The 22,410-nt window shown below is 36.6% G+C and carries 20 protein-coding genes and 1 tRNA gene; 12 read left to right on the top strand and 9 right to left on the bottom strand.

Going from position 1 to position 22,410, the window contains the following annotated elements; all coding sequences use genetic code 11:
• Nucleotides 1–54 precede the first annotated feature (54 nt).
• Entirely contained in the window at nucleotides 55–300 is a 246-nt protein-coding gene (locus tag LUA90_RS00470; RefSeq protein WP_231489761.1) for a DUF3253 domain-containing protein, read from the top strand.
• A gap of 106 nt (nucleotides 301–406) precedes the next feature.
• Here LUA90_RS00470 and LUA90_RS00465 read toward each other — a convergent pair whose 3' ends face one another.
• Nucleotides 407–862 (bottom strand): nuclear transport factor 2 family protein, encoded by a 456-nt coding sequence (locus LUA90_RS00465; RefSeq protein ID WP_231460257.1) that lies wholly within the window; start codon nucleotides 860–862, stop codon nucleotides 407–409.
• Nucleotides 863–1,161: 299 nt separating this feature from the next.
• Between LUA90_RS00465 and LUA90_RS00460 the strand changes: the two genes are divergently transcribed.
• The 8 genes from LUA90_RS00460 to egtD all read left to right on the top strand — a co-directional run bounded on the left by LUA90_RS00460 (nucleotide 1,162) and on the right by egtD (nucleotide 9,654).
• Complete coding sequence (locus LUA90_RS00460; RefSeq protein WP_231489760.1) at nucleotides 1,162–2,565, top strand: MFS transporter; 1,404 nt, start codon at nucleotides 1,162–1,164, stop codon at nucleotides 2,563–2,565.
• Nucleotides 2,566–2,983: 418 nt separating this feature from the next.
• Entirely contained in the window at nucleotides 2,984–3,442 is a 459-nt protein-coding gene (locus LUA90_RS00455; protein ID WP_231489759.1) for a GNAT family N-acetyltransferase, read from the top strand.
• A gap of 175 nt (nucleotides 3,443–3,617) precedes the next feature.
• The gene (locus LUA90_RS00450) at nucleotides 3,618–5,003 is read left to right on the top strand and encodes a mercuric reductase (RefSeq protein ID WP_231489758.1); all 1,386 of its coding nucleotides are present in this window, start codon (nucleotides 3,618–3,620) and stop codon (nucleotides 5,001–5,003) included.
• A gap of 1 nt (nucleotide 5,004) precedes the next feature.
• Nucleotides 5,005–5,964 carry an ABC transporter ATP-binding protein gene (locus LUA90_RS00445; protein WP_231489757.1) on the top strand — a complete coding sequence of 320 codons (960 nt, stop codon included), beginning with the start codon at nucleotides 5,005–5,007 and terminating at the stop codon, nucleotides 5,962–5,964.
• Nucleotides 5,957–6,106 carry a hypothetical protein gene (locus LUA90_RS00440; RefSeq protein ID WP_231489756.1) on the top strand — a complete coding sequence of 50 codons (150 nt, stop codon included), beginning with the start codon at nucleotides 5,957–5,959 and terminating at the stop codon, nucleotides 6,104–6,106. Before LUA90_RS00445 ends, LUA90_RS00440 begins: the two co-directional genes overlap by 8 nt.
• 21 nt (nucleotides 6,107–6,127) lie before the next feature.
• On the top strand, nucleotides 6,128–7,525 hold the full coding sequence (locus LUA90_RS00435; protein WP_231489755.1) for a glycine betaine ABC transporter substrate-binding protein: 1,398 nt from the start codon (nucleotides 6,128–6,130) through the stop codon (nucleotides 7,523–7,525).
• Nucleotides 7,525–8,676 (top strand): ergothioneine biosynthesis protein EgtB, encoded by a 1,152-nt coding sequence (egtB, locus tag LUA90_RS00430; protein WP_231489754.1) that lies wholly within the window; start codon nucleotides 7,525–7,527, stop codon nucleotides 8,674–8,676. The genes LUA90_RS00435 and egtB overlap by 1 nt, the downstream gene beginning before the upstream one ends.
• Before the next feature lie 6 nt (nucleotides 8,677–8,682).
• A complete protein-coding gene (gene egtD / locus LUA90_RS00425) occupies nucleotides 8,683–9,654 on the top strand; it encodes an L-histidine N(alpha)-methyltransferase (RefSeq protein WP_231489753.1) in 972 nt (323 codons plus the stop codon).
• Here the strand turns inward: egtD and LUA90_RS00420 are convergent.
• Nucleotides 9,651–10,721, bottom strand: a complete 1,071-nt coding sequence (locus LUA90_RS00420; protein WP_231489752.1) for an aminotransferase class V-fold PLP-dependent enzyme — start codon at nucleotides 10,719–10,721, stop codon at nucleotides 9,651–9,653. The two genes, egtD and LUA90_RS00420, sit on opposite strands and share 4 nt — an antisense overlap.
• Before the next feature lie 95 nt (nucleotides 10,722–10,816).
• Between LUA90_RS00420 and LUA90_RS00415 the strand changes: the two genes are divergently transcribed.
• Nucleotides 10,817–11,290: a DinB family protein gene (locus LUA90_RS00415; RefSeq protein ID WP_231460267.1), complete on the top strand. Its 474-nt coding sequence runs from the start codon at nucleotides 10,817–10,819 to the stop codon at nucleotides 11,288–11,290.
• A gap of 19 nt (nucleotides 11,291–11,309) precedes the next feature.
• Nucleotides 11,310–11,693: a VOC family protein gene (locus LUA90_RS00410; protein ID WP_231489751.1), complete on the top strand. Its 384-nt coding sequence runs from the start codon at nucleotides 11,310–11,312 to the stop codon at nucleotides 11,691–11,693.
• A 302-nt stretch (nucleotides 11,694–11,995) separates the two neighbouring features.
• Here LUA90_RS00410 and LUA90_RS00405 read toward each other — a convergent pair whose 3' ends face one another.
• A complete protein-coding gene (locus LUA90_RS00405) occupies nucleotides 11,996–13,360 on the bottom strand; it encodes a sensor histidine kinase KdpD (RefSeq protein ID WP_231489750.1) in 1,365 nt (454 codons plus the stop codon).
• Nucleotides 13,361–13,762: 402 nt separating this feature from the next.
• On the opposite strand from LUA90_RS00405, the gene LUA90_RS00400 reads away from it, so the two are divergent.
• Nucleotides 13,763–15,052 carry an MFS transporter gene (locus tag LUA90_RS00400; protein ID WP_231489749.1) on the top strand — a complete coding sequence of 430 codons (1,290 nt, stop codon included), beginning with the start codon at nucleotides 13,763–13,765 and terminating at the stop codon, nucleotides 15,050–15,052.
• 266 nt (nucleotides 15,053–15,318) lie between these two features.
• On the opposite strand, the gene LUA90_RS00395 is transcribed toward LUA90_RS00400, so the two are convergent.
• From LUA90_RS00395 to LUA90_RS00370, 6 genes are all read right to left on the bottom strand, one after another.
• The gene (locus LUA90_RS00395) at nucleotides 15,319–16,752 is read right to left on the bottom strand and encodes a DNA/RNA non-specific endonuclease (protein ID WP_231489748.1); all 1,434 of its coding nucleotides are present in this window, start codon (nucleotides 16,750–16,752) and stop codon (nucleotides 15,319–15,321) included.
• A 569-nt stretch (nucleotides 16,753–17,321) separates the two neighbouring features.
• Nucleotides 17,322–18,332, bottom strand: coding sequence for a zinc-binding alcohol dehydrogenase family protein (locus tag LUA90_RS00390; RefSeq protein WP_231489747.1), 1,011 nt, complete (start codon nucleotides 18,330–18,332; stop codon nucleotides 17,322–17,324).
• 226 nt (nucleotides 18,333–18,558) lie between these two features.
• On the bottom strand, nucleotides 18,559–19,272 hold the full coding sequence (locus tag LUA90_RS00385) for a class I SAM-dependent methyltransferase (protein WP_231489746.1): 714 nt from the start codon (nucleotides 19,270–19,272) through the stop codon (nucleotides 18,559–18,561).
• A 611-nt stretch (nucleotides 19,273–19,883) separates the two neighbouring features.
• Nucleotides 19,884–19,962: transfer RNA gene (locus LUA90_RS00380), tRNA-Met, on the bottom strand.
• Nucleotides 19,963–20,238: 276 nt separating this feature from the next.
• On the bottom strand, nucleotides 20,239–21,252 hold the full coding sequence (locus LUA90_RS00375) for an SDR family oxidoreductase (RefSeq protein WP_304622666.1): 1,014 nt from the start codon (nucleotides 21,250–21,252) through the stop codon (nucleotides 20,239–20,241).
• A 338-nt stretch (nucleotides 21,253–21,590) separates the two neighbouring features.
• A complete protein-coding gene (locus LUA90_RS00370; protein ID WP_231460275.1) occupies nucleotides 21,591–22,220 on the bottom strand; it encodes an arylesterase in 630 nt (209 codons plus the stop codon).
• Nucleotides 22,221–22,410: the final 190 nt, after the last annotated feature.

Genomic DNA, 22,410 nt, shown 5'->3' with positions numbered 1-22,410 from the left:
CTGAAGTTAATTTAAGAGATGAAAGCAATTGTCGCGATGCATTGTTAAACTTATATGGTAAAGCCAAAAAATATTGCTGAATCGATTATTTCTACAGCTCAAAATCGCGGGCCAGAAAAAAGCACTTGCCCATCAGAAATTGCAAGGGGTTTATTTCTAGATGATTGGCGAACGCATATGAAAGAAGTTTTAGCAGTTGCTATAGAACTTGAAAAGGACGGACGTGTAATCATCACTCAAAAAGGAAGCAGAATTGATACGAATCATATCAAAGGACCAGTAAGAATCAAAATTGTATGATTTAGAATTATTCTGTTCGCTTTAAACATAAACTGCATTTTTATATTTCTAGATTTTCACTGATTAATCAATAAAATTCATAATTTTTAAGTATTAAACACTACTGCTATCCTTTAACCGGAAACAAATTTTCATCTACCTGTGTACCCTGGCCTGCAACTCTACACCATTTACCTGCATTTTTATGGTAAACTTCAAGTCTGCGTACTTTAATATCTACATCTTTATTGTCTACTACTAATTTAACCTCAATTAATAAATTAACCACAGCCATGGTACCATCATAAATTCTTATAAATTCATTTCCGGGAATGGGGCGAACAGATTTAAATATCAGTTTTTCTTTCTTCTGTACCTCAACCCATTGTTCATGAGAAAAAGATATATCGCCTTTCGGACCAACGGCAATAAAATCATTGCAATCTATAAGTGTGCCTGGTTTTTGATTGCGAAGCAACGTCCGTATTTCTGCACGTTCTTTTGCAAAACTTGTTGTATCAATTTGAGCGAAACCAGCAAAGCTGGTAACCGTTACGATTAGGATGGTTAGGAATGATTTCATCTTGAATTTTTATTTAAACTTAAGAAATTAAGTTTATTTTATGCCGATATTTTTAATAATTAATGAGGTTAAGTTATTGAAATTCAGTGCATATTAAAGCAATTTAAAACATTCGGAATTAAATTATTTATATTTTATGTGTGCTTTAAAGAGGTGATACTCATAGTTAAATTTTTGATTAAGCATTAAAGAACTCAAAAAACCATTCTAATGCTGTTTTGTTGTTCCTACAAATTCAAATAATTCCGAAATTTAAGGCTTGCCAAAGCTTCCAATAGATTAAGGAATTACACGCCATTATGAAGAAAACCATTACAGTACCGAATCAGGAAGCAACAAAAAAAATGTTACCGGTTATTTTGGCAACAGCTATTTTTATGCAGATGCTCGATTCTACCATTTTAAATACTTCATTAAGTGCTGTAGCCGCTGATTTAAATGAATCACCACTCAATATGCAGAATGCAATTATTGGATATGTTTTAACCCTGGCGGTTTTTATGCCAATCAGTGGTTTTTTAGCAGATAAATTCGGCACCAAAAAGATATTCATCTTCTCGCTCATTATATTTGGTTTAGGTTCTTTATGTTGCTCGCTTTCTACCAACCTTACACAACTGGTTTTATCTAGAATGATACAAGGTGTTGGTGGCAGCCTGATGACACCCGTTGGCAAACTGGCCTTAATCAGAACATTTGCCAAAAAAGATTTGCTCAATGCTATGAATTTTGCCATTATACCGGCATTAATTGGTCCGGTATTAGGGCCGCTTGTAGGTGGCTACATGGTTGATTATTTATCCTGGCATTGGATATTTCTTATCAATGTTCCAATGAGCATACTTGGTATTGCACTTAGTTTAAAATATATGCCCGATTATCGCTCTACAGTTATAGATTTTGATTTACGTGGCTTCTTAATTTTTGCAGCAGCTTCGCTGGCATTGTCTATTGGTTTAGAACTTTTTGGTAGCGAGGTTTATGTAACGCCAGCCTTGTTTGTATTGCTACTGGGTTTCATGCTGATGTATTTTTACTACCGCCATGCCCGTAGTGATGATAACCCAATATTTCCACTAAATTTATTTAAAGTAAGAACCTTCAGAGTAGGCATTCTTGGTAATCTGGTTACCCGCTTGGGTATTAGTTCAGTTCCATTATTGTTGCCTATGATGGTGCAGATTGCCTATAATGAATCTGCCGTGGTTTCTGGTTGGATGGTTGCTCCGATGGCTTTAACGGCCATGCTTGGTAAATCCAGAGTGATAAAAATTCTGCGCCGTTTCGGCTATCGTTCTACGTTAATGATAAACACCTTTATAATTGGTGTTTTAATATGCTGTATGGGTTTGCCTTTGGTAAGCCAATCCATCTACTACTACATTCCTATTATAGCCATATTGGGTTTCTTTAATTCTATACAGTTTACTGCGATGAATACCATTTCCATTGCAGATTTACGACTATATCATACCAGTAGTGGCAATTCGTTAGTATCGGTTAATCAGCAACTTGCCATTGGCTTTGGCGTTGCATTTGGTTTAATTGTGTTAAAGATTTTTCAGGGAGATGTAAAGGTAATGACCGAAGACATTCATGATGCCTTTAGAAAAACCTTTTGGGTTATTGGTATCCTTACCATTTGTTCTAGCTTTATTTTCAGGCGTTTACACGAGAAAGACGGACTGAATATGAACACCTAAAGCTTTTGCTAAATCAAACTCAAATAAGAAGTAGCAATTTATGGTCTTGATGGAAGAGTTTCGCTGCATAGTATTAATCATTTCAATATCAACTTCCAATAAATTGCCAGCCTAAAAGGAGATGATGTACATAGCGTAGGTTAAAAGATTTATTCTGCTCAAAACGTATAAATATAGTATGGGCAGTAATATTACTGCATTTAAAAAGATGGCATAGATTGAAAGGATAAATGAATAGCTTTAAACCATAATCGAAAAGCATAATGCCAACACAATTATCAAAGGTAAAGAAGCGGCGAATGTAACTTTGTTTAAACTAACTTAATCCTTAAAGTAAATATAATTTTAATATGCTTGTGTTAACATTGCAATTTTAAATGCCATTTGCTTAACTACTCACACCTCATTCAAAAAAAAAATGACTACCCAAATAGATATATCTGCTGATTTCCAATCGATATTGAACCCTGATTTAGACACCATAAACTTCGAACGTATATTAGAACTCTTCCAGAAGATAAACTGGAAACACCGCATTGCCTCAGAAATAGAGTCTGCATTCCGCAAAAGTACAAGCACTTTATTTATATACCATAACGAGCTTTTAATTGCTTTTGGCAGAGTAATAGGCGATGGACGTTATTATGCAATGCTTGCAGATATTGTGGTAGATCCTGACCATCAGGGACAAAAAATAGGTTCTTACATTGTTAATGCCTTAAATGCAGAATTAAAAGATTACCATTTTGTAAACTTAAGTGCCGCACCCGGCGCCAATAAGTTTTACAAGCGTTTGGGTTGGAAAAAACAAACTACCGCTTACATTTGGCCTCAAGGGCCGAAACAACTTAGGCAACATTGCGAAGATTCAGAATAAATTAAGTGCAGAATGTGCTAATCATGTAAGTCAATCATCAATTACTTTTTATTTTTATAAGTGCTTTCTCATTGTTTCCTGCCTTTCATCTCCATGTCACTAAAACAATGAACATGTATTCGGGTTATCAATTCATATTTTAAAAGTATTTCCTTCGGATATTAAATTTTTAGAGATGAAGCATTTTGATGCAATAATTATTGGTGCAGGACAAGCCGGTGTTCCTTTAGCAAAAAAACTTGCTGAGGCAGGTAAGAAAACCGCAATTATAGAAAAACGCATGGTTGGGGGAACCTGTATTAACGATGGTTGCACACCAACCAAAGCCATGATTGCTTCTGCAAAACTGGCCCATCAGGCTAGAAATTCTGATGAACTTGGCGTTGAAACAGGAGCCATAAAGGTTAATTTCAAAAAGATAAAGGCACGTAAAGATGCTATCGTTAGGCAATTCAGAAATTCCGCAGAGAAAGGCGTTAATTCAACAAAAGGCTTAACGTTGTTTATGGGCGAAGCCAGATTTAGCGGAAAGAAAGAAATCACCATATCGTTAAATACGGGTGGCGAAGAAGTTTTAACGGCCGACTGGATTTTTATTAATACCGGAGGCAAAACTGTAATTCCTGAAATTGAGGGACTGAATGAGATCGAGTATTTAACTTCAACAAGTATTATGGAGCTGGAAGAAATACCCGAACATTTGCTGGTGGTTGGCGGAAATTATATTGGATTAGAATTTGGTCAGATGTTTAGCAGGTTTGGGAGTAAGGTTACCATTCTTGAAAAATCAGCTTCAATAATAGCCAAAGAGGATGCAGATGTATCTGCAAGCTTAACCGAAATTTTAGAAGCAGAAAAAATACAGGTTATCACGAATGCCCAACTGCTCAAATTCTCATCAAAAAAGAAAAATGAAATAATTGCTGAGTTTAAATCTGGTAAAGATAACGAGAAGTTAAAAGTTAGCCATGTTTTAGTAGCAACAGGCAGAATACCCCAAACTGAAGTGCTAAACCTATCGCAATGCGGAATAAATGTTGACGAAAAGGGCTATATTGTTATAAATAATAAGCTGGAAACCAACGTTAAAGGGATTTTTGCTTTGGGCGATGTTACACCTGGTCCTGCTTTTACACATTTTGCTTACAACGATTATACAATTGTGTACCGAAATTTGATAGAAGGCGCAAATTATAGCATTAAAGGCCGGCCAATACCATATTGTATGTTTACCGATCCGCAATTGGGCAGAATCGGAATTTCAGAAAGGGATGCAAAAGCCCAAAAGCTTGATTATAAAGTCGCTGTTTTACCAATGTCGTATGTAGCCAGAGGAATAGAAACCGGCGAAACTTTAGGTTTGATGAAAGCTATTGTGGATACTAAAAGCAAAAAAATACTTGGAGCGGCTATTTTAGCATCAGAAGGTGGAGAAATTATGTCTGTTTTACAATTGGCAATGGAAGGCGGTATAACGTACGATAAGATTAGGTATTGCGTTTTTGCGCATCCAACCTATTCAGAATCACTAAATAATCTTTTTATGAAACTTGACGATTAAAATGATTGAACTTCGTAACGTTAGTAAAACATACGGCAAAAACGTTGCAGTAAACAATGTTTCTTTTAAAGTTGAAGAAGGAGAAACAATGGTATTGCTGGGTACAAGCGGCTGCGGTAAAACCACAACCCTTAAAATGATTAATCGTTTGGTAGAACCAGATGGCGGAACAATTTTACTTAATGGGAGCAATGTAACACAGCAAAATACCGAACAGTTGAGAAGAGGAATTGGCTATGTAATGCAAAATATTGGGCTTTTTCCGCATTATACAATTGAAGAAAATATTGCAGTTGTTGCGAACCTATTAAAGTGGGATAAAAAGAAAACCTTAAACAAAATTGATGAGTTAGTTGATAAGCTTCATCTTCCGAAAAATATACTACAGCGATTGCCAGATGCCCTTAGTGGCGGGCAACAGCAAAGGGTAGGACTTGCCAGAGCGCTGATTGCTGAACCCGCGATTTTACTTATGGATGAGCCTTTTGGGGCTTTGGATAACGTTACAAGGTCAAGCATTCAACAAGAATTTAAGAATCTCGAAGAACTCAAAAGAAAAACAATTGTGATGGTTACACATGATGTATTGGAGGCTTTTGAACTTGCAGATAGGATTTGTTTAATGGATAAAGGCAGAATTATGCAGGTAGGCACACCAAAGGAATTGCTTTTTAAGCCTGAAAATGATTTTGCAGAGAAATTTTTAGATGGTCAGCGACTTGCGCTAGCTTTTAAAGTAATTCAAATTAAAGATATTTGGTCAAATCTTCCTGATAATAAAAGTGCTGAAATGAAAGGTTTAAATGTGGATTTAAGTATTTGGGAGGCGATGGAAAAACTTCGTTCAGGAAACTTTAACGAATTAAATTTTAAAAATCCTAAAGGAGAAAGTAAGAAAGTAAACTTTGAAGATTTAACAAGAGCCTTTAATCAACATACAAAATTAGTTAGGCATGAATGAGCAGCAAACCTTATGGCAATTCATGTCGATGGAATCGGATAAATTGCTTAGTCAAAGCTTACAACACATTGGCTTAACTTTTATCTCCTTACTTTTTGCCATTGCAATCGGGTTACCACTGGGGATTTTAATAGCACGTTAACGCAAACTATCCGGCACAGTTTTGGGTATTGCCGGTGTTTTGCAAACCGTACCAAGCATTGCCTTACTGGGTTTTATGATTCCTGTTTTAGGTATCGGTGCAAAGCCTGCAGTTGTGGCATTACTTATTTATGCTTTGCTACCCATCATCAGAAATACTTATATTGGCATTATTGGTATTGATAAGCACATAACCGAAGCGGCAAAGGCGTTAGGAATGAGTAAAACTCAAATACTTTTTAAGATTGAAATCCCTTTGGCAATGCCGGTGATTCTTGCCGGTATACGCACCGCTACGGTTATAAATGTTGGCGTGGCAACTCTGGCATCATACATTGCAGCAGGTGGTTTAGGCGAATTTATTTTTGGTGGCATCTCCTTAAACAATACCAACATGATTTTGGCAGGCGCCATTCCTGCAGCTTTACTGGCTATAATTTTAGATGGGTTACTTTCCATCATTCAAAAATTAGATTTTAAAAAACTTAGGAGGATTTTGATGGGCCTCCCAATTGTTTTAATTGTGCTAAGTGCATTTTACATTTTACCATCTGCCTATGGCTCTGCTTTGCGGGCGGGTTTTACACCAGAATTTATGGGTAGGCAGGATGGAGATTTAGGGCTTAAATCTGCCTATGGATTAAAAATACAAACGGTTGTTATCAGCGATGCGGTAATGTATAAAGCAGCTTTTTCAAAAGAACTTGATGTAATTAGCGGTTACTCTACCGATGGAAGACTGAAAGCTTTTGGACTTAAAATTTTAAAAGACGACAAAGGTATTTTTCCGCCTTATTATGCAGCGCCTATCGTACTTCAATCTTCCTTGCAAAAATTTCCTGAGTTAGAAAAAACCTTGAATTTACTGGCTGGTAAAATTACCGATTCTGTAATGACTGATTTAAATTACCGTACAGATTATCTACATCAAACGCCAGAAAGGGTAGCTAAAGATTTTCTGTTGAAAAATAAACTGTTCAAAACACCACGAAACGGGAGCGGGGGAACGGTGAAAATCGGCTCAAAAATTTTTGGTGAGCAATATATTCTTGCTGAAATCTATAGCATACTCATTAAAGGAAATACAGATTACAAGGTTGAAACCAAAACCGGACTTGGCGGCACTAAAATATGTTTTGATGCGCTGTTAAATAATCAAATTGATTTCTATCCTGAATATACGGGCACGGGTTTGCTGGCCATTTTAAAGCCAAATCCTAAATTAATAACTGAAATATCAAAAGACAAAAACAAAACTTACCGATATGTGCAGCAGGAATTTTTAGATAAATATAAAATCAAATGGTTAGCGCCAATAGGGTTTAATAATTCTTATGCTTTAATGATGCGACAAAAACAATCAGCAGAACTTAATGTTAATAGCATAACAGATCTAAAGAATCATCTCGATAAAAATTAATGAATTTTGCTGAAAAATACCTAAGCATCAGGAAGCACACTGAACAACTTTGCGGTCCTTTGCAAACCGAAGATTATGTAGTTCAGCCCGTAGCCGATGTGAGTCCACCGAAATGGCATTTAGGGCATACAACCTGGTTTTTCGAAACTTTTATTTTGAAGCCTTTCTCCTCAAATTATCAGATTTACAACGAAGACTACAATTTCGTATTCAATAGCTATTACGAAACCGTAGGAAATCGTGTTATCCGTACGGATAGGGGTAACCTGAGCAGGCCAAGTGTAAGCGACATTTATCAATACAGAAGCTATGTTGATGAGGCGATGGTTAAATTTCTATCAAATGAAATTAAAGATGATGTTAATGAATTGTTGGTGCTGGGTTTTAATCACGAACAACAACACCAGGAATTACTTTTAACTGATATTAAATACATTTTAGGGAATAATCCATTATTTCCGGTATACAGCGAATTTAAATCTGAAATACTAAACTTACCATCGGCAGCCCAAAAGTTATTAAATATACAAGCCGGTGTTTATGAAATTGGTTTTAATGGAGATGGCTTTTGTTTTGATAATGAGTTAAACCGTCATAAAGTTTATTTAAATGATTTTGCTATTAGCTCTTCGCTGGTTTCTAACCATGATTTTATTGAATTTATAGCAGATGGCGGTTACAGCAATTTCAATTTCTGGCATGCTGAGGGTTGGGATTGGGTAAAAAGCAACCATATTAAAGCGCCAATGTACTGGCATAAAATTGATGGCAAATGGTTTAACTATACGCTTCAGGGATTAAAACCAGTTAATGATGAACATTCTGTAACGCATATAAGTTATTACGAAGCTTATGCCTATGCAAGTTGGAAAGGAATGCGGTTACCCACCGAGTTTGAATGGGAAATTGCAGCTAAACATTTTAACTGGGGCGAACGGTGGGAGTGGACCGAAAGCGCCTATTTGCCATATCCTGGTTTTAGTAAAGCACCGGGTGCAATTGGAGAGTACAATGGCAAGTTTATGGTTAATCAAAAAGTTTTACGCGGTGCATCAATAGCCACACCCGAGGCACATAGTCGCATAACTTACAGAAATTTTTTTCACCCGCATTTAAGATGGCAATATACCGGCATTCGCTTAGCCAAATAAAATTTTATGATACTATCAACAGAAAAAACAGCTTTAGCAAATACGGAATTTCTTGAGGAAACGCTGGAAGGATTGAAACAAGAGCCAAAGCGAATGTATTCTAAATATTTTTATGACGAAACTGGAGATGTTATTTTTCAGCAGATTATGAACATGGAGGAATATTACTTAACCAATGCAGAAATGGAAATTATGAAGCATCAGGCTAATCATATTGCTGATGTACTCTCTGATAATAATGCAGGTTTTGATTTGATTGAACTTGGTGCCGGCGATGCCACAAAATCAATTCATTTACTTAAAGCATTGATTGATAAAAAACTCGATTTTAAATATTTTCCTATTGATATTTCTGAACATGTAATTGCTGAATTAGAACAAAGTTTGCCGGCAGAATTACCTGCGCTTAATTTTCAGGGATTAATTGGCGATTATTTTAAAATGCTTAAAAAAGAAACTGCCATCTCAGACAGAAAAAAGGTGGTTTTGTTTATGGGAGCAAACATTGGCAATATGGATGTTCAAGAAGCGCAAACTTTTTGCATGGGCTTGAAACATTTATTATCGCCAAATGATATTTTAATTATCGGTTTTGATTTAAAGAAAAATCCTCGAAAAATTTTAGAAGCCTACAATGATAAAGCAGGAATAACAAGCTCATTTAATTTGAACCTTTTATCGCGTATAAATAGAGAACTGGATGGTGATTTCGATGTGAATGCATTTGAACATTATGCAAGTTATAATCCCGAAAATGGGGCTTGTAAAAGTTATTTAATCAGTCTGCAGAATCAAACGGTTAACATCGGTTCCGAAGAATTTAATTTTAGTAAAGACGAATATATTTTGATGGAAATTTCTCAGAAATATTCGAAGCAGGAAATTGAAGAACTCGCAAATGCATCGGGTTTTAAAGTGGTAAAATACTTTACAGATGAGCAACATTATTTTGTTGACGCAGTGTGGAAAGTAGCCTAATCTATAACTTCGAGTAAATGATTTAAATCGTTTTCGGTATTGTAAAAATGAAAGGATATTCTTGTACCTGCACCTCTGGGCGATACAAGGATTTTTTCGTTATTTAAGCGTTCTACAATAGCTTGATGTAATGGCAAACTCATAATTGAAGACTGTTCTTTTCGCTCCATAATCCAATCGGGAAGCAAACCTTTTTTATGTAATGCAATTCTTGCTTTAGCAGTTAACTCCATTATCCTTTGCTCGATAACATCAAAACCAATGTTGTTAAGATAATTAAGTCCTTGATTTAATGTACCCAAATTTAAACTATCTAAATGGCCGGGCTCTAAAGTTAATGATAGATAGTCCCGACCGCTCAAAAATGGCACATCTGGTAAGCTTAATTTTTTCTTATGTTGATAAATGAGCTTTCTGGCAGCATCCGATAGGAAAATATAACCATTACCATAACCGCCCAACAACCATTTATAGCCGCTTCCTACCAAAACATCCAAACCCGATTGCTGGAAGTTAAATGGAGCAGTTCCTAAAAATTGTGTACCATCAGCTATTAAAATCAAGTCTGGATAATCTGATTTCAGCTTTTTGATAAAATCGCTTTGCATTTTTAATCCGCTGATGTATTGAACCATGCTGAAAGCAAAAACCGTTGGTTTAAATTGTTCAATTGCCCTTAAAATTTGCTCTTCTAGATTTGCATTAATTGGAATTTCCAAATAATCGAAACCTCTGCTGGTAACCGGGTAATTTAGCGAAGGATAATCTTCCTGAAGCAACAAAAACCGATGGCTGATATCCATCCCATTTAAAACAGAATTTAATCCATTTGAGCAGTTGGAAGTTAAGAAGGTATTTTCACGTTTTACGGTAAAAACAGATGAGAGATTGGTTTTGAGTTCATCCATAATCTCCAGACTATTTGCCCTGAAAATACTTCCTTCATTAATGAAATTTTCATCGTGTTTTCTACGCCAGTTTGCAATTTCTGTAGATAGCAGGCCAGAATAAGCCGTATTTAAATAGGTGTAATTTTGAAGAATAGGAAAATGCTCAATAAAACTCATGCCCAAATGTAAATAATTGCTAACATAAATGATTTATGTTGTAAAAAACTGTAAGGTTTTTTATTTGTTGATAGTAAATCAATTGTCAGAAATATATGGAGCACAAGGAAATATTAATAGCCGAATTAAAGAAATTATTAAACGGCGGAATAGCCCATGCAAGCTTTCAGGATGCTATCTCTGGTTTGCCTTTTCATTTGCTTGGTGCAAAACCATATAATCTACCTTATAGTATTTGGCAATTAGTTGAGCATATTAGAATTGCCCAATGGGATATGTTTGAGTTTAGTAAGGATGTTAACCATAAATCTCCAGAATGGCCGGATGATTACTGGCCAAAAGAAACTGCTCCAAAAAACGAGCAGGAGTGGGAAGATTCGTTAAAACAAATTAATGATGATCTGGCGGCATTTATCAACTTAATTGAATCAGAAGATTTATTTGAAAAAATACCCCACGGAAGTGGTCAGAATATTTTACGGGAGGCTTTGCAAATTGCCGATCATAATGCTTATCATATTGCAGAAATAGTCGTTATCAGGCGTTTACTTGGTGTTTGGAAAAATTAAAATATCTAAAAATTAAAATATGTTAAAAAACTCAAAAGGGTTTAGTTCGTTTGCAGTAAACGACATTCCAAAAGCAAAAGATTTTTATGAAAATACTTTAGGCTTAACTGTTAAAGTTAATCAGATGGGTTTAATAGAAATCGAGATTTCAGGGTCGGCAAACATTCTGGTCTATCCTAAGCCAAATCATACACCTGCAACTTTTACGGTATTAAATTTTCCTGTTGATAATATTGAAGAAATCGTTGATAAATTGATTGATAATGGTGTAAGATTTGAGCAATACAACGATGAGTATTTAAAGACAGATGTTAAAGGCATTTCAAGAGCTAATGGCGGACCGAATGTTGCATGGTTTAAAGATCCATCTGGAAATATTCTCTCGATTATGGAATTGCGCTAAACTGCATTAAAATAGTAAGTTTATTCCCCTAAATAGATGGCCGCCATTTTTTTATATTTCTATATTTCAGTGGCCACATAAATCTCTAATGGTAACAAAGACATTGTCTGAAATAGAGCAAAAACGATGCAATGAAAAACGGAAGAAATGGCAACAAGATTTAATTTGGTAATATTAGCGTACAACATCTTAAAACCTTTACCGGATGATATGGATGTTAAGTGTGTATAGATTATAATTAATTTATATTTTTTGCTCTAATATGATGCTTAGCAGCATCTTTCAACGAAACGTTTCAGTAATCACTCAGCCAAGGGGAGGCTAATGGAAAATTTAGAACCTTCATTCAAACGACTTTCAAAACCGATTTTTCCGCCCATGCGTTCTGTATATTCTTTAGATAGAACTAAGCCAAGTCCAACGCCCTTTTCATTATTTGTACCATAGGTTGGCGCTGCTTTAATCGAAAAAATAGCCGACTGTTCACTCGCAGCCATTCCTCTACCATTATCCATTACGGTGATGTTACATTCATTGTTAAGAATTTCAGCGTTTATTTTAATCATGCCGCCAATTGCCGTAAATTTTATTGCATTATTGACCAAATTGCGCATTACAATCTGCAGCATATCTTTATCGGCTAATATCTTAAGACGAGTTGGAATTGTATTCTCAAATGTAATTTCTTTCTTCAGGGCAGTAACACGAGCCATCTCTATCGTACTCTCGAGCACTTCCAAAACATTTATCGCTTCGAGCTGCGCAAATGATCCGCCCATCTGGGATTTAGACCAGTTCAACAAATTAGAGAGCATGGTGATGGTATGACTGGTTGCGGTTTCTAATGATTGCTCTATCAAAAGCCGCTGTTCATCGCGTAGCTTGTTTTTATTTAACAGAACAAGGTAGTTTTGAATATTAATTAAGGGCGTCCTTACATCATGGGAGATGATGGACATCAAATTGTCTTTTTCCAAACTTCGTTGCTCCAACTCTTCTTTCTGCTTTAAAATTTGCTCATTGCTGCTTTCTAATGCAATTGTCTTTTGCAGGGCATTGATGCGTTCTATGTCATAGTTTCGCCTGATAAACCTGATAACAATATAAATAACAAATACTGGCAATGGAAAAGCGGTCATCCGATCTAAATATTGTCCTTTAGGGGTATCAAAGGGATATTTTATAAACTCCGGATAATAATACCCAAGGGTGTGCAAAACAAAAAACCAGGTTAAGTAAATCACAAGCCAGTTAAGATGATGCCTGTATGGTGAAATGACCAGTAAAACCAGCAAATAGGCTGGCCAGATGATGTCTGTTGAGCCGGCAATACCACCGATGGCAAAATAATTTATTCCAAATATTAACAATCCCATCAACCCGAAAAGGACACTGCTGTGCGGTTTAGCTCGAAACCTGGAATAATAATACTGATAAGAAAAAAACATACTGAAAAACATTGCAGAAATAGAGCCTACATAGAGACCTGCAAATAAATTATAAGGCGCATAAATCAATGTTGCTGCAATTAGGCCAAGGCTAACAGAATGAAATACCCTGCTTTCTAAAGAAAACTTTGTTGGGCTGCCAATAAGTGCTGACCAAAAATTCGTTTTTCCATTTTCACCTGGAGCATAAAGAAAATCAAGATTAATGAATTTCGCCATAATTTAATTTAGGAATGATTTGATTCAGTTCATGCATAGATATAGTCAATACATAGGCATCCTGCTATCTTGGGATTTATTGCCTTAAAGCTAACAAAGGGGCATTAAACTGAATGAAAGCTGAAATTAGTTATTTAATTGTGATTTGGAAAAACAACTTTTCTAAGCCTGTGTGTAAATAGTGCAATAATAAGATAACCAGTGATTTAAAAAACAGATAATTCTAATGTAAGGTTGGATAAACTATGCGCTATGATTTTTTTCGCTAAAAAAAATATCCTACATCCATTTACAGGGGTTTTAGTGCTACTAAAATAATTGTAAAAACCGCTGAACAATCTGCTGTAATTTCTGTTGACCTTATATTCATTTTTGCACTGAAACTCATTTTATCTCCCTAAATTGTTAACAAACCTTCCCGTACTAAAAGAGAGTAAAAGCTTAAGGTATTTTAGTTTCTTCTATTTATATGTTATGCAAGGCATTCCTTCGGGTTTTGCATTAACTGCTGTGGCAAATTATTTAGCCGCCAAGGGTTTATCATCTTATTCTGTTGGTTCGTTTATAGCTATTGTAGGTTTGCCATGGGTGCTTCAGTTTATCTGGGGTCCAATAATAGACCGATACCAGTTCTCTGTAATTGGTCATCGAAAACATTGGGTTGTGCTCACTCAAGTCCTAGCATTTGTTGCATCATTGGCCTTGATGATGGTTAACGATCCGGTTAAGCAAATTTTACTTTTATCCCTCCTTTTTTTTATCCATAGTAATTTTGCGAGCGTTCAGGATGCAAGTGTAGATGCAATGGCCATTTCTATTGTGCCCGAAGCAGAGCGAGGACGTGTAAATGCTTTTATGAGAGGCGGCTATTTATTAGGTATTGCAGCAGGTTCGGCGGGTTTATCTACCATTTTAAATCATTACGGGTTTTTTTATGCGGCAGCTACCCAATCGGCACTTTTACTTTTTTTTACTATAATAACATACATTATTAAACTCGATTCAGCGGATAATTACCTACCTATTTTTAGACCAATACCCAGTGCAAATGATGTTCATTTCAATGATAATCCAAAATTAAAGTGGTTATTTATACAGTTGTACAAGGCGGTAACAGTAAAGAATAGCATGAAAACCTTTTTGCAAATTGCAGTGGTATATACATGTTTAAGCATATTTATAAGGGGTTTTTCGTTTCATTTGATTCATAACTTACATTGGACAAATAACGCTGTATCTGTTTTGCAAGGTGGTTGGGGAACCATAGCAACCCTCATGGTTACCTTATTAGGAGGATATATGGCTGATAAAATTGGGCCAGAAATACTCCAAGGGAAGGTGATGTTCGTTATTGCGCTATTCCTGATTACTTTTTCACTCTTAGGGAGTTTTTGGTATTTAAAATCTGTTAGTATAACCGGTTTATTATTATTCAATTTTGCCGACCCAATGTTTAGTGTTGCTGCAATGCCGGTATTAATGTTGCTTTGCAGAAAGAGGATAGAGGGCTCGCAATTTACGGCTTACATGGCTATGGTAAATTTCTGCGATGTACTGGGTTCATACTTTTCTGGTTGGGCGATGACTTTTGCCTCTGCATCTCAGATTGGATTAGTTTGTGGTTTAATAATTTTATCAGTAATGATTTTTTTCCGAAATAGGCAGCGTAATATCTTATCTTCTGAGGTTTAGATTGCTGCAAATCTTTCATTACCTTCTATGAATAGAAATGTTTTAATAACAGAACGATTCAAATCTATCTAACTCTCAATTTTTAGCTTTGAACGCAATGGCTGGGCTAATGCAGGTCTTGATTTTTAGATAGTTGAGTTTGATATGGGGAGAAAAATTTCCCTCTGCTCTGGTTAATAAAATATAAAAGGGGCTGATTATTACTATTTATGATGCAGCCCCTTTTCAATATTGCTATTACTTACGAAATGAATTGATAATTTAAGTTAATTCCCTGAATCTTTCACTTTCTCCACTACATCCTGGATGCTTTGGGGTAAATTTGAAAGCAGGTTGTAACCTGTTACACTTTCAATATCTCTTACTGATACGATGTAATCTTTCCAGCTTGCACTGGTACCGTTGATGTTTGGTGTATTAATTGCAATCACTCTTGTTGAAGAAGTTACGCGGCTTAAATCATTATCGCCCGTTTTCAGTAGCACTGCAACTTTCCAGACATTTGCCGGAACGGTTACTTTTCCATTGTTAATGGTATTCACAACTGATGCACTTGCGGAACCAATGCCACCAGTACCATAACTGCCCATAATTACATAAACTTCATAGCCATTTAAGGCTTGCCCGCGAAGGTAACTTTCGAACGATTCCCATGTTTTCTGATTATTGTTTGGTGCCTGCGGGATCATATTGGTCATCAAAAAAGTTGCTGAGTTGGCTGTGCTCGAACTGGTGCGGTCGCCACTTGGACAATTGTGACCTCTATCAAAACCAGAACCTGAATAGCTATTACTCTGTACCTGATACCAATCTGTTGGCAAACCAGTAAATGCAGCAAAATCGTCTTTTCTGCTTGCTGTGCCGTTGAAATTATTAGGATCTAAGTGCCAGCTTACCCAATTAGGAACACCGCGGCTCATACTATAACTTTCTACATAATATTTTTGATCTATCAAATAGTTTTCTGATGAGACTACGGAAGCCAAGGCGCCTGAAGGATTACCGAACAATGAGTTTGAATTGTCGCCACTTGCTGGTGGTGCATCTGCACCCGCTTCTGGTGTACCTCTCCCCGGAGTTGGGGTTGTTGCGTTTCCATTGTCCACCGGATCAGTATCAGGAGCACCTACGGTAATGCCAGGATCGCCAGTGCCTTTAAAAATAATATCATCAATATTGATTCGGGTGGTGCCTGCTTTTTTTATCTGAAAGCGAATTTTGCCTGTACTACTCACTTTAAATGAATCTGTTACCAATGTGGTACTGCTTTCAACAATATCTACACCCAGTTGTGTATAGGTTTTGCCGCCGTCAACAGAGCTCAGTAGCTGCCATGTAGAATTTGCATCTGTACCGTATTTGGCATGCGATATGTAAATCATTTTAGCGCCTGCAATGTCAAAGTTCATGGATAAGTAACCCGTTCTTAATCGTACAGACTTGGTGCCATTCTTGGCATCAGCTGCAAGGTTGCCGATAAGGGCATCGCTCATTGTCCATTTGCCGGTTAATAGCTGCACACTGTCTAACGCATAGGCCCCTTTAGTGCCAGATTCGAAAGTTTCTGTAATGGTAAAAGCTCTTGGAGCTTGAGGAGGAGTTGCCGGCGTTTCGTTTTCAATTGTCGTTTTTTTTGAACAGGCGGATAGAAACAGGATGCCAATAAATCCTGGATAGATAAGGATGTTTTTAAATTTCATTGTTTTTGAATGTCTAATGGGATGCGTTAATCAGATCATTCTAAAATGCATGCGAAGGTATAAAGAAAAGGCATTAGCCATGTTAATTTATTATTAACAAATTTGGATAAGCTTTTTTGTTCAGAGTTTCCTAATGTTTTGGTGGTAGTCTTATTGAAGATTCAGCAGGAAGTGGTCAACTTCTGGTGAGGAATTCAGATCTGTCCTCATTATTTCATAAGCATTGTGGTAAAGTATTTCCGATTTAAACCTAAGCCGGCAATACTGAAACCAATAGCAGGTAATGGAGTGGGGTTAGTATTGAGGCATCCCAGAATGAATTGGGCATGAGCAACTCATAATATCAAACAGGTGTTTCCGATATGGGAGCATATCTAAATTTAGACAATAAAAAAAATACCGCATTGTTCAGAACCCTTTCTGCCAATTCGCTATTAATATCAAACAAATAATCAATGTTAAGAAGGCTTTTAAAAGCCCCTTATTTCAACTTATTGATAGCTAACTTTTCAACTTCCTGAAAAAATATAAATGTAATTGAAAACAGTGACGCATTTTAGCTGGCAACATCAATATTCTATTACTATTTTGCCAACGGTTTTACCGCTTTCTAACAACGCATGTGCTTTTTTAAGATTTTCGGTGGTAAAGCCTTTCAGGTGTTGATTGATAGTTGAGCAGAGTGTTCTATTTTCAAACAATGATGCGGCTTCATTCAATATTTGGTGCTGTCTGCTCATGTCTTCTGTTTGAAACATGGAGCGTGTAAACATCAATTCCCAGTGGAAACTTACGCTTTTGCCTTTTAAAGCCCTCAAGTTAACGTTTTCTGTGGGGTCGCTTATTGAACCAATTTGGCCCTGTGGTTTAATCAGCTTAACCATAGCATCCCAGTATTGGTTGAGATCCACAAAATCTAGAATGAAATCAACCTGCTCAAATCCAAGTTGCTGCACTTCCTGTACAAGGTTTTGATGGTTCACGATGAAATCTGCACCCTGTTTTCTGCACCATTCTGCACTTTCTGGTCTGGAAGCTGTAGCGATGACATTTAATCCGGCAACTTTCTTTGCAATTTGAATCGCAATCGACCCTACACCACCCGCGCCGCCAATAATAAGTAGTGTTTTTCCTCTATCACTTTCATTTATCCGAATGCGGTCAAACAATATTTCCCATGCGGTGAGTAGGGTTAAGGGCATGGCAGCAGCTTCAGCTGAAGTAAGATTTTCAGGTTTTCTGCCAACAATGCGTTCATCAACCAGTTGGTATTCTGCATTACTCCCGCTTTTATTAAGATCGCCTGAATAGTAAACCATTTCTCCTTTGCTAAACATGCTTACATCGGGGCCGGTTTCTTCAACGATACCCACTGCATCCCAGCCAATCACTTTTGGCTGCTCAAGCACTTTATCTTTTGCACTGTTTTGACGGATTTTAAAATCAACAGGATTGACACTGATTGCAGCAATTTTAATCAACAGTTCTCTGCCGCTGGCCGATGGTTTTTCTGTAGCGAAGGCAATAAAGCTTTCTGTATGGTTAATAGGTAAAGATTCCTTAAATCCTATGGCTTTCATTCTGGAAGATTCTGATTTTATTTATTGACAATTGTTACCCAGGTGGAATGCATAAATTTGATGTGTTCCACTTTATGGTGCTAATCTACCAGCTTGTGGGATTAATTTGATAATAGAGCTGTCATTTTAATTGAAGAAAATTTACTGTATCACTCATTAATCTGGCAATTTTCTAAAACCCCGTCAATTACTCAATATTGAAGCAGTAAATGAATGAGAAAGATAATCAATTACTTGTTTTCTCAAATAGCAGAAAATGTTGCAAAGGCAAAAAATCACCGTTTTGAACCAGTTTAAAGCCGTTTGCCGCCAACTCTTTTTTTGCCTGTCTGATGCTCATCTTATGTTCAGCTTTAATGGCAACCGTTGGATCTTCCTCCTTGTATTCTAAAAGCAGTAGCTGTCCATTTGGTTTAAGGGCCTTTCTGAGTGCAGCGAGATAAGCCACCGGATGTTCCAGTTCGTGGTATACATCCACCATAAAAGCTAAATCAATAGAATTTGGTGCTAAGTTAGGGTATAATTCTGTTCCCTTGATAATTTCTACATTGGTCAGCTTTTCTTCAGCGGTCTTTTTCCTAAGATAAGTTAAGGCATCGTTTTGAATTTCAACGGCATAAACCTTACCTTTAAGAATACGCCGGGCTACCCGGAAGGTATAAAATCCTGAACCCGCACCAATATCGGCAACAACGCTATTGCTTTTTAAGGGCATCGAGGCCAAAGCCTGGAGTGTATTTTCTTCCCTGATTCTGCTGTTTCGTTCGAGCCATTCCACCCCTTCAAAACTCATGACCTGGGCAATCTCCCTTCCTAAGTAGACCTTCCCGGTACCATTGGCGGATGGGTTTTTATAGGTGTAGCTTGATTTGTCCTGAGCAGATGCAGTGTAGCAAACAATGTATAAAATGAAGAATAGTAAGCGCTGGAACGTTTTCATAGAATGTTATTCTTTTATTGAACCAGCCAATCTTTTTTTAGGTCGATGGCTCGGTTTGTGCGCATCATAATCAAGCATAGTTTAAAAATTGACAACAGGGCTTCCAAAGAATGCTTCCAGAGCTTTTTGAAATATAATTAATAATCATCATCGATTGGATTCTGCTCTGCTGAAATGAATCCTAAAATTATAAGTGATGCTGAAATGATGTAAAATGCGATTGGTGTGATTAAGAATGTGCTCATTGCAATAGGGTTTAGTTAGAGGATAAATATTTAGCTTCGAAATTGATAAAGTGGTTCATTTGGTAAGCTATTGGTTATTGAACGCAGAAGATGAAATTAAATTATGACATAAATTAAAATTTTTCAACCCATAAAAATAAAACCACTAAAAGAGTGGTCGTTCTTTGAAGTAATTTAGTGCAGCAAGCTATTTAGGTCTGGAGACCTTGGTTTTCAAAAGAGATTTAAGTGATCCGTTTGAACACTTAAACCAGGGGGTGAACCTAACCAAATGAATTGCAGAAATAACAGGAGATACGGCTAAAAAGCGCCTTCTAGGGCATAAAAAAACCCCTTAAGAATGTCTCAAGGGGTGATTTTTGTTTGTGGGCCCAGCTGGGCTCGAACCAGCGACCAAAAGATTATGAGTCTTTTAATTTTTCGCTCTAAATATCTGTAAATCAATGTTTTACAAATTTATTTTCAGATTTTCTTAAGTATTTATTAAGTATTTAATAGGGCATCAAAAATGTTTCTTTTACAATTTTCTGACTTTATAAATTTTAATGAAAATTTCGAGAGTATGGATTGTATTTAATGTTTAACATTTCGGAACAAATGTATCTGTGAATATTTAATCATGCATGTAATGAAAGACGCTAATTATTATGGTCAGGCATTCTGACTTATAGCAGTAATTATATTTTCTAGCGCCACAATTTGTTTACAATATTTCCAACTGCTACGGTTGACCGTTTCCGCCGGCTGCACCATATATTTGACCCGTTGAAAAACTCGCATCATTCGCTGCAAGTTGTACATATATCGAAGCCAGTTCTGCCGGTTGTCCCGGTCTTCCTAGTGGAGTTTCTTTTCCGAATTCTTTTAGTTTTTCTGGAGTAGAACCACCACCCATTTGCAATGGTGTCCAGATTGGGCCGGGTGCGACTCCATTTACCCTAATTCCTTTTGGACCAAGTTGCTTAGCTAGTGATTTAACAAAATTAGTTGTAGCTGCCTTTGTCTGTGCATAATCGTATAAATCAGGTGAGGGATCTGTTGCCTGAACTGAAGTCGTACCTATGATAGATGATCCCGGTTTTAAATATGGCAAGGCAGCTTTTATAATCCAAAATGGGGCATAAATATTTGTTTTTATGGTCCAATCAAATTGCTCTGAGCTGATATCTAAAATAGATGGATTTGATTGCTGGCGTGCTGCATTACTGATTAAGATGTCGAGGCCACCCAGCTGTATGGCCGCCTCATCAACTAATTTCTTACAAAAACCCTCTTCACGAATGTCGCCAGGAATGGCAATTGCTTTTCTCCCTTCTTTTTTTATAAGCGCTAAAACTTCCTGAGCATCTGGTTCCTCTTGAGGTAAATAGTTAATCGCGACATCAGCACCTTCCCGGGCATATGCAATAGCCGCTGCCCTTCCCATTCCAGAATCTCCACCTGTAATCAAGGCTTTTCTTCCCATAAGTCGTCCTGAGCCCTTATAACTGGTTTCGCCATGGTCCGGTCTTGGAATCATTTTACTTGCAAGTGCTGGCCAGGGCTGATTCTGATGAGTGAAAGGCGGACGCGGGTACTTGGTCGTTGGATCTTGCAGATCATCCAATCTATCCAGACTTAAATTGGGTGTACTAGGCACTGCATTTCCCAAAAATGGAGTTGTGGCAACTGTGGCCATCGCTAAACCTAACCCTCCTAAAACTTTGCGTCTTGAAATTTTGTTGTCGTTATTCATAATATATGGTATAGATGTATAAAGACAACCTTCGTATTTTGGTTTAGTTTTGAAAACTTTGATTGATATGCAATTCCTGGTAGATTTTTTTAAAACTTTTGTCTCTATCCCTACTGGTCGTTTCATTTATAAAAACTTAAATAATATGAGACATTTTAGAAGGTATAAGTTTAGAAGAAAATCAATTGGATAAACTATAGGTCCTTTCATTAATATCTCTTGCTGGTAAGTTGAAGTTTAATATGCTTGACACAGATATCAAACAGGCTAGTCGATGCTCTAAAGCTATTATTTTATTTATTAATATATCTTAGCTATTTGGATTGTACGAAGGAATTTTATTCTTCAAGGGTTGATTTGAGCAAAGGCCAAATTCGAGCTGAAATGATTTTGTAGCCCTCTTTATTAGGATGTACCAAGTCCGACATATTTAAATTTTTATTACCAATCACCTCTTCGAGCATAAATGGTAAAAAAACCAAATCGAATTTGTAAGCTAAGTCAGTATAAATATTTTGATATCCGCTCAAGCTTTGGTGCGCTATCCATTTAGGTAGTTCCATACCCAGGAGTATGATTTTTGAACAATGGTTTGCCAATCTTATTTTTTGAATTATTGATTCAATGTTGGCAGCCATTTTTTTTGGATCATATGCACGAAGTATGTCATTCGCACCAATACCGATAACAAAAATATCAATATAATCAGTCAATACTTTTGGGAGTCTCAGCAAGGCACTTTGGGTGGTATCACCACTAACGCCAGCATTCATGTAATTAAATTCAAAGCCTTCAGCTTTTGCTCTTTCTGCCAGCAAAGCAGGGAAAGATTCTAAAGACGGATTTGAAAGCCCATATCCTGCAGTAAGACTATCTCCAAAGAAAACAATACGCTTCATTTTTTTTTTGACGCTATTCATTATTATAAGGGTCAATATAGGTAATTTCAAAGGTAATTGAACAGACATTTAAGGTCAGGCTCAGATTGATTATCTATTGCCCCATCGACTTTCCTTGTTTATAAGTTTTCTAGCACCAAAAATCCGCACGAATTCCTGGCAATTGCTGATTGGCGGCAGCATTTATCGTAGTAAAAAGATTATGGAATTGAAATATACAAATAGCTGCTAGGTTAAGTTACATGAATAACTTTAAAAT

The sequence above is a fragment of the Pedobacter sp. Leaf170 genome, assembly GCF_920984665.1.
In the GTDB taxonomy this organism is placed as follows: Bacteria; Bacteroidota; Bacteroidia; order Sphingobacteriales; family Sphingobacteriaceae; genus Pedobacter.
Note: the sequence above shows the minus strand (reverse complement) of the source record. Positions and strands in the feature narration are given on the sequence as shown.

Excerpts from the sequence above, each read along its gene's own strand:
- LUA90_RS00390 (WP_231489747.1), bottom strand. The coding sequence starts at position 18,332 with ATGAAAGCCATAGGATTTAAGGAATCTTTACCTATTAACCATACAGAA.
- LUA90_RS00465 (WP_231460257.1), bottom strand. The coding sequence starts at position 862 with ATGAAATCATTCCTAACCATCCTAATCGTAACGGTTACCAGCTTTGCT.
- LUA90_RS00405 (WP_231489750.1), bottom strand. The coding sequence starts at position 13,360 with ATGGCGAAATTCATTAATCTTGATTTTCTTTATGCTCCAGGTGAAAAT.
- LUA90_RS00450 (WP_231489758.1), top strand. The coding sequence starts at position 3,618 with ATGAAGCATTTTGATGCAATAATTATTGGTGCAGGACAAGCCGGTGTT.
- LUA90_RS00410 (WP_231489751.1), top strand. The coding sequence starts at position 11,310 with ATGTTAAAAAACTCAAAAGGGTTTAGTTCGTTTGCAGTAAACGACATT.
- LUA90_RS00385 (WP_231489746.1), bottom strand. The coding sequence starts at position 19,272 with ATGAAAACGTTCCAGCGCTTACTATTCTTCATTTTATACATTGTTTGC.
- LUA90_RS00440 (WP_231489756.1), top strand. The coding sequence starts at position 5,957 with ATGAATGAGCAGCAAACCTTATGGCAATTCATGTCGATGGAATCGGAT.
- LUA90_RS00455 (WP_231489759.1), top strand. The coding sequence starts at position 2,984 with ATGACTACCCAAATAGATATATCTGCTGATTTCCAATCGATATTGAAC.
- egtB (WP_231489754.1), top strand. The coding sequence starts at position 7,525 with ATGAATTTTGCTGAAAAATACCTAAGCATCAGGAAGCACACTGAACAA.
- LUA90_RS00375 (WP_304622666.1), bottom strand. The coding sequence starts at position 21,252 with ATGAATAACGACAACAAAATTTCAAGACGCAAAGTTTTAGGAGGGTTA.
- LUA90_RS00445 (WP_231489757.1), top strand. The coding sequence starts at position 5,005 with ATGATTGAACTTCGTAACGTTAGTAAAACATACGGCAAAAACGTTGCA.
- LUA90_RS00470 (WP_231489761.1), top strand. The coding sequence starts at position 55 with ATGGTAAAGCCAAAAAATATTGCTGAATCGATTATTTCTACAGCTCAA.
- LUA90_RS00370 (WP_231460275.1), bottom strand. The coding sequence starts at position 22,220 with ATGTCTGTTCAATTACCTTTGAAATTACCTATATTGACCCTTATAATA.
- LUA90_RS00415 (WP_231460267.1), top strand. The coding sequence starts at position 10,817 with ATGGAGCACAAGGAAATATTAATAGCCGAATTAAAGAAATTATTAAAC.
- egtD (WP_231489753.1), top strand. The coding sequence starts at position 8,683 with ATGATACTATCAACAGAAAAAACAGCTTTAGCAAATACGGAATTTCTT.
- LUA90_RS00420 (WP_231489752.1), bottom strand. The coding sequence starts at position 10,721 with ATGAGTTTTATTGAGCATTTTCCTATTCTTCAAAATTACACCTATTTA.
- LUA90_RS00395 (WP_231489748.1), bottom strand. The coding sequence starts at position 16,752 with ATGAAATTTAAAAACATCCTTATCTATCCAGGATTTATTGGCATCCTG.
- LUA90_RS00460 (WP_231489760.1), top strand. The coding sequence starts at position 1,162 with ATGAAGAAAACCATTACAGTACCGAATCAGGAAGCAACAAAAAAAATG.